This window comes from Massilia violaceinigra, from assembly GCF_002752675.1.
GTDB classification, from domain to species: Bacteria; Pseudomonadota; Gammaproteobacteria; order Burkholderiales; family Burkholderiaceae_D; genus Telluria_A; species Telluria_A violaceinigra.
This window is the reverse complement of the sequence record NZ_CP024608.1, coordinates 545,803-558,110: the sequence shown is the minus strand read 5'-3', so window position 1 is coordinate 558,110 and position 12,308 is coordinate 545,803. Positions and strand designations below refer to the sequence as shown.

Sequence of the window (12,308 nt, the reverse complement as noted above, 5' to 3'; positions counted from 1 at the left end):
GGCGCCCGGCAAATCCCCGTTCCCAATACCGCAGGCACAAAAAAGGGCCACTTACGTGGCCCTTGTCGTGTCAATTCACCCGATTACCAGATCGTGACGCGCTCTTTCGGCGGCAGGTACATCTTGTCGCCTTCCTTCACGCCGAACGCTTCGTAAAAGGCCGGCTGGTTCATCATGGTCCCGTTCGCGCGGAACTGGCCCGGCGAGTGCGGATCGGTCTTCACCTGCACGATCTGCTGCGCTTCACGCATCTTCATGCGCCATACCTGCCCGAAGCCCATGAAGAAGCGCTGGTCGCCCGTCAGGCCGTCGATCACCGGCGCAGGCTTGCCGCCCAGCGACAGCTTGTACGCCTTGTACGCAATCGCCACGCCCGAGTTGTCGCCGATGTTCTCGCCCAGGGTCAGCTCGCCGTTGACGTTGTAGCCCTTCAGCGGGCTGTAGCCGCTGTACTGCTTGACCAGCATGTCGGCCTTGGCCTGGAACTTGGCGCGGTCTTCCTTGGTCCACCATTCGCGCAGATTGCCGTCGCCGTCGGACTGGCTGCCCTTGTCGTCGAAGCCATGGCTGATCTCGTGTCCGATCACCGCACCGATGGCGCCGTAGTTCACGGCATCGTCGGCGCGCATGTCGAAGAACGGCGGCTGCAGGATCGACGCCGGGAACACGATTTCGTTCATCGTCGAGCTGTAGTAAGCGTTCACTGTCTGCGGCGTCATACCCCACTCTTCGCGGTCGATCGGCTTGCCCAGCTTGTTGATGCTGCGGTTGTAGGCAAACGTGCGTGCGCGCATCATGTTGCCGACCAGGTCGTCCTGCTTGACCGTCAGCGCCGAATAGTCGCGCCATTTGCTCGGGTAACCGATCTTCGGGCGGAACTTGGCCAGCTTGGCCTGGGCTTCCTTCTTGGTTTCCGGACCCATCCAGTCGAGCGTGTCGATGCTCTGCTTGTAGGCAACCAGCAGGTTCTGCACCAGCTCTTCCATGCGCGCCTTGCGCTCGGCGGGGAAATGCTTGGCGACGTATTCCTTGCCCACCGCTTCGCCCAGCACGCCATTGACGGTGGAGACGCCGTTCTTCCAGCGCGGTTCGTTTTCCGGCACGCCCTTGAGCACGGTTTCAAAGAAGGCAAAATCGGCGTCGACGAATTCTTTCGACAGGTATTCCGAATAACCGTTCAACAGTTGCCATTCGAAATACGATTTCCAGGTCGCCAGGTCGGTCTTTTCCAGCACCTGGTTGAATCCGCTCAGGTAGCTCGGCTGGCCGACGATGACGTAGTCGACCTTGCCCGCCACGTTGGCGGCGCCCAGTGCGCCCTTCCAGTCGTAGCCCGGGGTCAGCTCGCCCAGCTTGGCGATCTCGACCTTGTTGTAGCGCTTGACCGGATCGCGCAGCTCGACCTTGCTCCACTGCACTTCAGCCAGCGCGGTTTCCAGCGCCAGGATGGCCTTGGCCGCGCCGGCCGCATCCTTGTGGCCGGCCATGCCCAAGGTCTTCTCGATATGGCGCTCGTACTTGGCGCGCACGTCGGCCAGCTTGGCGTCGTCTTTTTTCAGGTAGTAATCGCGGTCGGGCAAGCCCAGGCCGCTCTGGCTGATGTAGGTGGCGTAGCGCGTCGATTCGCGGCTGTCCTGGCCCACATAGATGCCGTATGGCACACTGACGCCGATCTTCGACAGATGCGCGATCAGGGCCGGAATGGCTTTCTTTTCACGCAGCGCGCGAATGCGCTGCAGTTCGCCGGCCAGCGGCTTGTAACCGAGCTTTTCAAGCCTGGCTTCGTTCATGTAGCTGGCGTACAGGTCGCCGATTTTCTGCGTCTCGCTGCCGGCCTTCTTGTTCTTCTCGTTCTGGGCCGCTTCGATCAGGACGCGCAGCTGCGGCAGGGTGTCGTCGCGCAGCTTGGCAAAGGTGCCCCAGCTCGACTTGTCGGACGGGATCTCGGTATTTTTGAGCCACAGGCCATTGAGGTAGCTGAAAAAATCGTCCTGCGGCCGCACGCTGCTGTCGATGTACTGCACATCGATGCCGGAAAGGGGCGCGGGCGGTTGGACCGGTTCGGCAGCGCTGGCAAAAGCGGCCGCCAGGCTCAGGGTCAGGGTGCTCAGAAGATATCGTTTCACAGGGGTGTCCTTATGGGGCGGGGAAAAAATGGCTTGTGGCCATGGCATCGATCACTATAACTTCATTTCCAGACGAATGGTCCAGGTGGTGTACGTGCGGCTGGCCGTGTCCGACAGCTGGGCAATGCCCTCCTTGGTCACGCTGCGGCCGGCCAGGTAGTCGTCGCGCATCAGGTTGTTGGCCGACAGGCGCAGCTGGGTGCCGGCGCTGAACTTCCACAAGCCGTACACGTCGAACTGGCGCTTCACGCCGGTGGTGGCGATTTCATCGGCACTGGTGCGCACCCGGATCGCCGGGGTCCAGTTGTAGCTGCCGCCCAGGGTCAGCGGCACGTCCTTTAGCCGCCAGTCGAGGCCGACGTTGGCGGTTTGTTTGGCTTGCTGGTCGAGCCGGTTGTCGGGGCCGGGAATGCCATCCACGCTCGACCAGAAACGGCTGTAGTTCGAGCGCAGGTCGATAGTCGGGGCGTTGGCCACCAGCTCGGCCAGCTGGAACTTCGCTTCCAGCTCGATGCCGCTGGTGCGCGCGCTGCCGATGTTCGACGGGCTCGACAGCCAGCGCGGGCCATCCGGCGTGTCGCGCAAGGTCAGTTCGCGCCGCATCAGGTTATCGATCTTGCGCACGAAGCCGCTGGCGCTGAGGATGCCGCTCTTGCCCAGGTAGTGCTCGTAGGCCAGGTCGATCCCTTGCGCCAGCTCGGGTTTGAGGTTCGGATTGCCGGTGCGGTCGGGCCGGGTTGCGCTGTTGAGCTGCGAATAGGTCGGCACGGCGATCAGGTCGTTCAGCTGGGGTGCGCGGTAGCTCTGCGTCAGGCTGGCGCGGATCTGGTCCTTTTCAAAGCCGGGAATGCGCCACACGGTATGCAGTACCGGGCTCCACACGCTGCTGTTGTTGCGCACGTCGCGCCCCTGGTTGGTGGCGCTGGTGCGGATGCCTTCCCAGCGCAGGCCCAGGTAGGCCGACCATTGCGGCGTGATATCCCACTCGTCCTGCACGTAGCCGGCCACGCGGCGCGTGTCGGCCGCCATGCTCGATCCCGATTCCGCGAACTGGGCGCGGCCGTTGACCAGCGCCACCGTGCTTTGCTCACGGTGTCCGCCTTCCAGGTCCCAGCCGGCGGCCAGCAGGTGGCCCTTGGCCAGCGGCGTGCTGTATTTGCCGCCGCTGTTGAGACTGTGGCTGCGCGAGGTGTCGACGTCGTTGAAGTAATCCTTGAGCACGCCGTTGTCGCCGTACTGCTTGCGCAGCGAGGTGCTTTCGCTGCGCCCGCCGCCGAAGCCGAACTTGACGTCGAGCTTGGCGCCGGCTTCCATCCGGTGCAGCCAGTTGCCCAAGCCGCGCAGCATGGTCATGGAGGAGGTCGAGTCGGACAGCGCCAGCGCGTATTCGCGCTGCGGCGGGCCGATGCGCTGGGTCAGCCGGCTGCCGCTGTCGCCTTCGCTGCGGTTATGCATCAAGAAGGGCTGGAAATTGAGCGTGTCGCCATTGTCGAATTTATACGACAGGCGCGGCGTCAGGTGCACGGAGCGCGAGCTTCGGTTGCTGTGGGCGTCGACCTGCTGGTCTTTCAGCATCACGCCGGCCGGATCGCTATCCTGATAGGTGGAGACGCTCTCGTCGTGCTGGCGGTTGGCGCCCATCGAGCCGCTCATCAGCCAGGTCAGCGCGCCCACCTTGCCGGGCATGGTGAGCGACACGTTCGGTCCGTGGCGGCCATCTTCGATGCTGTCGGACAGCTTGAGCTGGATATCTTTCTGCTGGTAACCCTCGCGCAACACCACGTTGATGGTACCGGCGATGGCCTGGGTGCTGTGTTCGGCCACCGGGCCGCGCATGACTTCGATGCGTTCGACCTGGTCCGGCGAGAGCGATTCGAGCGAAAACCCGGCCGGCGGGCGCTCGCCGTTGACCAGCATCTGGGTGTAGCCGCTGCCCAGGCCGCGCATGCGCACCCCGCCGCCGCCCCGTCCCGGCGGCCCGCCCATGGTCACGCCGGGCAGGCGCTTGAGGATTTCGCCGACGCTGCTGTCGCCGTTGCGGTCCAGTTCCTCGCGACCGAACACCATCTTGGCGGCGGTCGAGAGGCGGCGCGATTCGGTGTCGCCGGCGCGGCTGCCGCTGATGGTGACCGCCGTCACGCCCGCTGCAGCCTTGGGCTCGCCCTTGGACCTGGGTGCGGGCACCGCGGTGGGCACGGCGGCAGGCACCGCGGCAGCTTCCTCCGCCGGCACGGCTGTCACCGGCCCGGCGGGCGCGTCCTGGGCGTGGAGGGACGGGGCGATACTGGCGATCAGGGCGGCGCAGGCGAAGGGAATCAGTTTGCTCATCGGGGGTTCAGTGGGTGAATCAGGCTGGCTGGACGGCAAGTGGGTGGCGCATCATCGGGCTCGCGATGCTGGCATTCTAGCCCTTGCCTTCCCGGGGGAACCGCCGGGCCCGGTTTTTTTACTTTTCGATACACAAAGCGCACATGCACAATTTCGCTGCGGGCCGCGCAATCGGGTTTATACTGGATTCGTGCCAGCTCATCAGCTGAAATGGCGCATTTTTCCTGGCATCGTAGGTGACACCATGGGTTCTACCCTCAAAAATTCCGGGCTGGTCGGCCTGGGCGCCCTGGCCGGCGTGGCCTTTTCCATGCAATTTTCGGCGCTGGCGCAAAAGCCGGTCGAACAAGGCATGCCGCTCGAAGAACTGCGCCAGTTGTCCGACGCCTACGATCTGATCAAAACCGATTATGTCGAAGCGGTGCCCGACAAGAAATTGCTGACCGATGCCCTGACCGGCATGGTGGCTTCGCTCGATCCCCATTCCGCCTACCTCGACAAGAAAGCCTACCGCGACCTGCGCGAAGGCACCCAGGGCAAGTTCGTCGGCCTGGGCATCGAAATTGCCCAGAGCGAGGAAGGCTACATCAAGATCGTGGCCCCGATCGAGGATTCGCCGGCCTGGCGCGCCGGCATCAAGGCGGGCGACCTGATCACGCGCATCAACAACGAGGCCATCCAGAACTTGGGCATCGACGAAGCGATCAAGAAAATGCGCGGCGAGCCGCTCACCAAGGTCACCCTGACCCTGCTGCGCAAGGACGTGGCGCTGCCGCTGGTGATGACGATCACGCGCCAGGAAATCATCCAGAAAAGCGTCAAGGGCAAGATTGTCGAGCCGGGCTACGCCTGGCTGCGCATTTCGCAATTCCAGAAACCGACCGTGGACGACATGGCGGCCCGCCTCAGCGCGCTGTACCAGCAGGATCCGGCCCTCAAGGGCCTGGTGCTGGACTTGCGCAACGATCCGGGCGGCCTGCTGCAAGGCGCCATCGGCGTGTCGGCCGCGTTTTTGCCGCGCGGCGTAGAGATCGTCTCGACCAACGGCCAGCTGGCCAATTCGCGCCAGAGCTACCTCGGCAAACCCGAGTATTACACCCTGCAGGGCGACGGCGACGTGCTGGCCAGGCTGCCGGCGGCGCTCAAGACGGTGCCGATGGTGGTGCTGGTCAACACCGGCTCGGCCTCGGCCTCCGAAATCGTGGCCGGCGCACTCCAGGATTACAAGCGCGCGGTGATTCTCGGCAGCCAGACTTTCGGCAAGGGCTCGGTCCAGACCATCAAGCCGCTCGGCGGCGATACCGCGGTCAAGCTGACCACGGCGCGCTATTACACCCCGCACGGGCGCTCGATCCAGGCGCGCGGCATCATTCCCGACTTTTTGGTCGACGAAAACGCCGATGGCGATGGCTTGAACGGGTTTCGCATGCGCGAGGCCGACCTGGAAAAGCACTTGTCGAACGACCGCGACAAGGAAAGCGCGGCCAGCACGCGCGAGCAGCTCGACGCCCAGCGCCGCCTGCTGGCGATCGAGCGCAAGCGCAAGCCGCTCGAATACGGCAGCGCCGACGACTTCCAGCTGGCGCAGGCGCTCAATCACCTGAAAGGCTTGCCGGTGCAACTGGCCAAGCCCGCCAAGGACCCGGCCGCCGAGGCGCCAGCCGCGCCGGCGCCCGCGAAAAAGCGGAAATAGGCGCTCTCCACCGGGGTGGCCCCGCGCTTTTCTCGCCACCATGAAGTCCATTGTGTAGAATCAGCGGCACGTGCCGGGTTATGCCCGGCTTACCTTATTTGAAAGCTTTACCATGAAACAAGTCGTCATCAGCGGCACGGGTCTGTTCACGCCGCCCCATTCGATCTCCAACGAAGAGCTGGTCGTCGCCTTCAACGCTTACGCCGAACTGTATAACGCCGAACACGCCGATGCGATCGCGGCGGGCGAACTGACGGCGATCGAAGGATCGAGCGCCGCCTTTATCGAAAAAGCTTCCGGCATCAAATCGCGCTATGTGATGGAAAAATCCGGCATTCTGGACCCGGCGCACATGACGGCGCGCATTCCGGAACGCGCCGACGAGGAAATTTCGCTGCAGGCTGAAATCTGCGTGGCCGCGGCGCGCCAGGCGCTGGACCGGGCCGGACGCACGGCGGCCGACATCGACATGGTGCTGGTCGCCTGCAGCAACATGCAGCGCGCCTACCCGGCCATGGCGGTCGAGGTGCAGGAAGCGCTGGGCATCGACGGCTTCGGCTTCGACATGAACGTGGCCTGTTCCTCGGCCACCTTCGGGATCCAGACGGCGCTGGCGGCGGTGCAGAGCGGGCAGGCGCGCGCGGTGCTGGTGCTCAATCCGGAAATCACCAGCGGCCATTTGAACTTCCGCGACCGCGACAGCCACTTCATTTTCGGGGACGCCTGCACGGCGATCGTGATCGAAGCGGCCGAAACGGCGACCAGCGCGCACCAGTTCGAGATCCTCGAATCGAAGCTCAAGACCAAATTCTCGAACAACATCCGCAATAACTTCGGCTTCATGAACCGCTTCGACGAATCGGGCGTGGGCATGCCGGACAAGCTGTTCCGCCAGCAGGGCCGCAAGGTGTTCAAGGAAGTCTGTCCGATGGCGGCCGAGATGATCCGCGAGACGGTCACCAATGCGGGGCTGGAAGTGGCGCAGGTATCGCGCTACTGGCTGCACCAGGCGAATCTGAACATGAATTTGCTGATCACGCGCATGCTGCTCGGGCGCGACGCCGAACCGCAGGAAGCGCCGGTCATTCTGGACACGTATGCCAATACCTCGTCGGCGGGTTCGATCATCGCCTTCCACAAGTACCAGGACGACATGCCAAGCGGCTCGCACGGCGTGATTTGCTCGTTCGGCGCGGGGTATTCGATTGGGTGCGTGGTGGTGCGCAAGAAGTAGTAACTGCTAAGCGTTACCCGCTAACCTTAGCTCCGTCGTTCCCGCGCAGGCGGGAACCCAAGTTCGTAGCGTAGTCACAGGCAGCTCGAAGGACTTGGGTTCCCGCCTGCGCGGGAACGACGGTTTTGAGTGCACGTTGTCTTTAAAGACGCGCCGCCAGTTCCGCGCCTTCCCTGATAGCCCGCTTGGCGTCCAACTCGGCCGCCAACGCGGCGCCGCCGATCTTGTGGAACACCGGCCCACCACCCGCCGCGCCCTCTTCCGGCATCAGCTCCGTCAAGCTGTCCTGCCCCGCGCAGATGATCACGTTGTCGACCGCGATCAAGCGCTCTTCCCCACCGACCGTGATATGCAGGCCATGGTCGTCAATCTTGTTGTACGTCACCCCGGCCAGCATCACCACCCCATTGCGGCTCAGGGTCGCGCGGTGCACCCAGCCGGACGTCTTGCCCAACCCCGCACCCAGCTTGGACGCCTTGCGCTGCATCAGGAACAACTGGCGCACCGGTTCGGCCGCGTGCGGCGCCACCAGCCCGCCGCTGGTGGTCGCTGCCAGGTCCACGCCCCACTCGCCAGCCCACTCGGCCACCGGCAGCGGCAGCGGGTGCGCCGGGTTGTGCAGCAGGTACTCGCCCACGTCGAAACCAATCCCGCCCGCGCCAATGATGGCCACGCGTTTTCCCACCGGCGCTTTTTTCTGCAGCACGTCGATGTACGACAGCACCTTGGGATGCTTGATGCCCTCGATCGGCGGCATGCGCACCTTGATGCCGGTGGCGACGATCACGTCATCGAAGCCGCCCGCCAGCAGCGCCTCGCGCGTGACCCGCTCGCCGAGCCGCACCGTCACGCCGGTCAGCTCCAGCTTGCGCGAAAAATAGCGGATGGTTTCGGCGAATTCTTCCTTGCCCGGGATTTGCATGGCGATCTTGAACTGCCCGCCCACCGTGTCGCTCGAATCGAACAAGGTCACCGCGTGCCCGCACTCGGCCGCCACGGTCGCTGCCGACAGCCCGGCCGGACCCGCCCCCACCACCGCCACCTTGCGCGGCCTGGCCGTTCTGGCGTACACCAGTTCCGTTTCATGGCAGGCGCGCGGGTTGACCAGGCAGCTGGCGCGCTTGTTGGCGAAGGTGTGATCGAGGCAGGCCTGGTTGCAGCCGATGCAGGTGTTGATTTCGTCCGCGCGCCCGCTGGCCGCCTTGATGACGAACTGGGCGTCGGCCAGGAACGGGCGCGCCATCGACACCATGTCGGCGTCGCCGCGGGCGATGATGTCGTCCGCTTCGAACGGCATGTTGATGCGGTTCGAGGCCACCACGGGAATCTTCACTTCACGCCGCAGGCGTCCGGCCACGCTGGCAAAGGCCGCGCGCGGCACCGAGGTGACGATGGTCGGCACGCGCGCCTCGTGCCAGCCGTAGCCGGTGTTGAGGATCGTGACGCCGGCGGCCTCTAAGGCATGCGCGACCTTGATCACGTCGTCCCAGGTGTTGCCGCCTTCGACCAGGTCGAGCAGCGAGTGGCGGTACATGATGATGAAGTCCTCGCCCACGGTCTTGCGAATGCGCTTGATGATCTCTACGGGCAGGCGCATGCGGTTCTCGATGCTGCCGCCCCAGCGGTCCTGGCGCAGGTTGGTGCGCGCGCACAGGAACTGGTTGAGCAGGTAGCCTTCGCTGCCCATCACTTCGATGCCGTCGTAGCCGGCGCGCTTGGCCAGCCTGGCGCAGCGCGCGTAGTCGCGGATGGTCGCTTCGATCCCGCTTTCCGTCAGCGCGCGCGGCTTGAACGGCGAGATCGGCGACTTCACGTTCGATGCCGACACCACCAGCGGCTGATAACCGTAGCGTCCCGAGTGCAGGATCTGCATCAGGATCTTGCCGCCCTCCTCGTGCACCGCGGTCGTCACGCGCCGGTGGTTATACACATCGCCGGCGAAATTGAGGGTGCCGCCGAACGGCAGCAGCCAGCCCTGGCGGTTGGGCGAGATGCCGCCGGTGACGATCAGCCCCACGCCGCCTTTGGCCCGCTCACGGTAAAAGGCGGCCAGCTTGCCGTAGTTGTAGAAGCGGTCTTCGAGCCCGGTGTGCATCGAACCCATGATGACGCGGTTGCGCAAGGTGGTGAAGCCCAGGTCCAGGGGCGCGAGCAGGTGCGGGTAGGCTTGGATTGTCATGATTGTGATGGATGGGGGCGTGAAGACGGAACGTCGGGACTGCATATCAAGACGACATTACAACCTAGTTCTGTAGATGCAGGGTTCTAATCTTCGGCCCGGCGCCGGCCGCCACCTCGCGCACGCTTGAGCGTGCCTCCCTTGTCAGGGTCGCCGCTTTCCCGTAGGCTAGCCTTATGTTTCCGCGAATCCTATTTTGTTGCTTTCTTGCCTGCTCCACACCCGCCCTGGCCCAATCCAGGCTGGAAGTGACGGTCAAGCGCGTCGATAGGGCGGACCAGCACATGTTCGAGGTCGCGTCCAGCGGCGAGGTGCGCGCCGCGCCGGCGGCCGTGTGGAAGGTGCTGACCAATTACGACCGCATGTCCGAGTTCGTGCCGGACCTGAAAACGTCCAAGGTCCTCTCGCGCACCGGCAACAAGGCCATCATCGAGCAGTTCGGGGTGGCCAGCTTCCTGTTCATAAGGCGCGACATCCACCTGATCGTGCAGGCGACCGAGGAAGCGATGACGTCCATCGACATCAGCCTGATCACCGGCGACATGCGCGTCTACGAGTGCCGCTGGGAGCTCGTTCCGGTGCCCGAGACGGGCGGCACGCGCATCGTTTACAGCGGCAGGCTGGTACCCAAATTCTACGTGCCCGGCATGCTGGGGGCGAACATCATCCGCTCCGACATCGAGCGCATGATGAAGGCCGTGCTGGCACGGCTCGATCGCGGCGACAAGCCTGGCAACTAAGCCTGACAACTAAGCCTGATAGCTTTGCGGCTCGCGCAGTTCGGCGAAGGTTTCGATGCTGCCGATCTTGACCGTCACGGGATTGAGACTCATTTGCGGCGCCATGGCGCGCCAGGCGAACTGCCACTCACGTTCTTCCGCTTCGGCGCTGCTCTTGGTGAAAGCGGCGCCCAAGGCTGCGCGCGCCCCGTATTCGACGGCGCCGTCGATTCCGGCCCAACTTGGCAGGGTGCGCTGCACGGCGCGGTGCAGGCGTTCGCCGAATTCCTCGGTGTTGTGGATCACCAGGCAGCAGTCGGCCGGCGAGAAGATTTCGAACAGGGCTTTGTCCCACGCTTGCGAGAACGACAGGGTCAGGCAGTTGTTGGCCGGGACCAGGCGGAACTGCCCCAGGGTCAGCGCGGCTTCCAGTTCGGCGCGCGGCGCGTAGCGGTACAGGGTGGGAGGACGTTGGTAATCGTGCATAAGAAAACTCAATCTGTTAGTTGGCGGCCGGCGGCGAACCGCGCGGACGCACGTGACGGCGCGAACGCAGCGTCTTGGAGGCGACAAAAATTTCGCGCAGCAGGTACACAAAGCTGCCGATCAGGCACAGCATTCCGATCACGAACAGGCCGGCGATGTACTGGTCCAGCGCGACGTTGGTGGTATCGCCCAGGAACAGCAGCGCAATGACCAGGCAAATCAGCAGGCCGCAGGCGGTACTCAGGGCGATGGCGTAGTTAACCAGGTGCCAGCGCCGGTACAGGACCTCGAGTTCGTCCATGTAGGCGTCGTGGTAGGCGATGTCGAGCCGGTCTTCCAGCACGCGCGAGCGGTCGATGATGCGCGCCAGGCGGTTGGTCAGCACCATCAGGTTGGTGCACACGCCGGTAAGCAGGAACACCGGCGCAATGGCCAGCTGGATGACGTGGCCGATATCGGTGAGCTGGATATTCATAGGGCGCTGTAAGTTGATAATGCGTGTACAGCCGCTAGTGTAGCAGGGCCACCCCCGCCGTCCTAATCGAAGCGTCCGCTGCGCTTGAACTGCTCGGTGGCGCCCACCAGCGCTTTGGCGATGCCCGCTTCCAGCGCGCCATGGCCGGCGTCGGCCACCATGCGCAGGCGCGCGCCCGGCCAGGCCTGGTGCAGGCGGTAGGCCGACAGCGGCGGGCAAATGACGTCGTAGCGGCCCTGCACGATCACGCACGGCAGGTGCGCGATGCGGCCCACGTCCTGCACCAGCTGGTCCTCGCGCAGGAAACCCTGGTTGGCCATGTAGTGCGATTCGAGCCGGCCCACGCCCAGGTCGAGCGTGTCGGAGGCGGTATCTTCCGGCTGCGGCAGCAGGAACACGCGGCGCCCCTCGAAGCGGCTCCAGGCGCGCGCCGCCGGCCAGTACACGGCCGGATCGTCGCACAGCATGCGCGTGGTGTAGGCCGTGAGCAGGTCGGCCCGCTCGGCCTCGGGAATCGGGGCCACGAATTCTTCGTAGAGCTCGGGGTAGAACCAGCGCACGCCGTGCAGGAACCAGTCGACTTCGGCGGCGGTGCACAGGAAAATCCCGCGCAGGATGAAGCCGAGGCAGCGCTCGGGATGGGCTTGGCCGTAGGCCAGCGCCAGGGTCGAGCCCCACGAGCCGCCGAACACCAGCCACTTGTCCACGCCGAACTGCTCGCGCAGCGTTTCGATATCCCCGATCAGCAATTGGGTCGTGTTCTCGCGCCACTCGCCCAGCGGGGTCGATTTGCCGGCGCCGCGCTGGTCGAACAGGATGATGCGGTACTGCTGCGGATCGAAAAAGCGCCGGTGCTGCGGCGACAGGCCGGCGCCCGGGCCGCCATGCAGGAACAGCACGGGTATGCCTTTCGGATTGCCGACTTCCTCCCAGTAGATGGTGTGCAGCGCATCGACTTGCAGCATGCCGTGCCGGGTCGGCTGGATCGGCGGGAACAGGCAGGTCGGAATGGCGGGCATGGGAGTCCTCTTGTAGTTGACATCCGATTGTAGCGCACTGGCGCGCCGC

General features: G+C 64.5%; 9 protein-coding genes. 3 read left to right on the top strand and 6 right to left on the bottom strand.

The window, feature by feature from the left end; translation table 11 throughout:
- Nucleotides 1–83 precede the first annotated feature (83 nt).
- Together CR152_RS02615 and CR152_RS02610 are read right to left on the bottom strand one after the other, a co-directional pair.
- Nucleotides 84–2,126: a M13 family metallopeptidase gene (locus CR152_RS02615; protein ID WP_099873548.1), complete on the bottom strand. Its 2,043-nt coding sequence runs from the start codon at nucleotides 2,124–2,126 to the stop codon at nucleotides 84–86.
- Between the two features lie 54 nt (nucleotides 2,127–2,180).
- On the bottom strand, nucleotides 2,181–4,454 hold the full coding sequence (locus CR152_RS02610) for a TonB-dependent receptor plug domain-containing protein (protein ID WP_099873546.1): 2,274 nt from the start codon (nucleotides 4,452–4,454) through the stop codon (nucleotides 2,181–2,183).
- A 244-nt stretch (nucleotides 4,455–4,698) separates the two neighbouring features.
- Here CR152_RS02610 and CR152_RS02605 point away from each other — a divergent pair, with 244 nt between their 5' ends.
- Both CR152_RS02605 and CR152_RS02600 read left to right on the top strand, forming a co-directional pair.
- Nucleotides 4,699–6,147, top strand: coding sequence for a S41 family peptidase (locus CR152_RS02605; protein ID WP_099873544.1), 1,449 nt, complete (start codon nucleotides 4,699–4,701; stop codon nucleotides 6,145–6,147).
- A 112-nt stretch (nucleotides 6,148–6,259) separates the two neighbouring features.
- Nucleotides 6,260–7,381 (top strand): beta-ketoacyl-ACP synthase III, encoded by a 1,122-nt coding sequence (locus tag CR152_RS02600; protein WP_099873542.1) that lies wholly within the window; start codon nucleotides 6,260–6,262, stop codon nucleotides 7,379–7,381.
- Between the two features lie 142 nt (nucleotides 7,382–7,523).
- On the opposite strand, the gene CR152_RS02595 is transcribed toward CR152_RS02600, so the two are convergent.
- The gene (locus CR152_RS02595) at nucleotides 7,524–9,560 is read right to left on the bottom strand and encodes an NADPH-dependent 2,4-dienoyl-CoA reductase (protein ID WP_099873540.1); all 2,037 of its coding nucleotides are present in this window, start codon (nucleotides 9,558–9,560) and stop codon (nucleotides 7,524–7,526) included.
- Nucleotides 9,561–9,844: 284 nt separating this feature from the next.
- Between CR152_RS02595 and CR152_RS02590 the strand changes: the two genes are divergently transcribed.
- On the top strand, nucleotides 9,845–10,300 hold the full coding sequence (locus CR152_RS02590) for an SRPBCC family protein (protein WP_229413260.1): 456 nt from the start codon (nucleotides 9,845–9,847) through the stop codon (nucleotides 10,298–10,300).
- Nucleotides 10,301–10,309: 9 nt separating this feature from the next.
- Here the strand turns inward: CR152_RS02590 and CR152_RS02585 are convergent, their stop codons facing one another.
- The 3 genes from CR152_RS02585 to pip form a co-directional block, all read right to left on the bottom strand.
- Nucleotides 10,310–10,765: a hypothetical protein gene (locus tag CR152_RS02585; RefSeq protein ID WP_099873536.1), complete on the bottom strand. Its 456-nt coding sequence runs from the start codon at nucleotides 10,763–10,765 to the stop codon at nucleotides 10,310–10,312.
- A gap of 16 nt (nucleotides 10,766–10,781) precedes the next feature.
- A complete protein-coding gene (locus CR152_RS02580) occupies nucleotides 10,782–11,240 on the bottom strand; it encodes a DUF2721 domain-containing protein (RefSeq protein WP_099873534.1) in 459 nt (152 codons plus the stop codon).
- A 62-nt stretch (nucleotides 11,241–11,302) separates the two neighbouring features.
- On the bottom strand, nucleotides 11,303–12,259 hold the full coding sequence (gene pip / locus CR152_RS02575) for a prolyl aminopeptidase (RefSeq protein WP_099873532.1): 957 nt from the start codon (nucleotides 12,257–12,259) through the stop codon (nucleotides 11,303–11,305).
- Nucleotides 12,260–12,308: the final 49 nt, after the last annotated feature.

Coding starts and splice junctions, on each gene's coding strand:
- CR152_RS02610 (WP_099873546.1), bottom strand. CDS start 4,454: ATGAGCAAACTGATTCCCTTCGCCTGCGCCGCCCTGATCGCCAGTATC.
- CR152_RS02595 (WP_099873540.1), bottom strand. CDS start 9,560: ATGACAATCCAAGCCTACCCGCACCTGCTCGCGCCCCTGGACCTGGGC.
- CR152_RS02600 (WP_099873542.1), top strand. CDS start 6,260: ATGAAACAAGTCGTCATCAGCGGCACGGGTCTGTTCACGCCGCCCCAT.
- CR152_RS02590 (WP_229413260.1), top strand. CDS start 9,845: ATGTTCGAGGTCGCGTCCAGCGGCGAGGTGCGCGCCGCGCCGGCGGCC.
- CR152_RS02585 (WP_099873536.1), bottom strand. CDS start 10,765: ATGCACGATTACCAACGTCCTCCCACCCTGTACCGCTACGCGCCGCGC.
- CR152_RS02580 (WP_099873534.1), bottom strand. CDS start 11,240: ATGAATATCCAGCTCACCGATATCGGCCACGTCATCCAGCTGGCCATT.
- pip (WP_099873532.1), bottom strand. CDS start 12,259: ATGCCCGCCATTCCGACCTGCCTGTTCCCGCCGATCCAGCCGACCCGG.
- CR152_RS02605 (WP_099873544.1), top strand. CDS start 4,699: ATGGGTTCTACCCTCAAAAATTCCGGGCTGGTCGGCCTGGGCGCCCTG.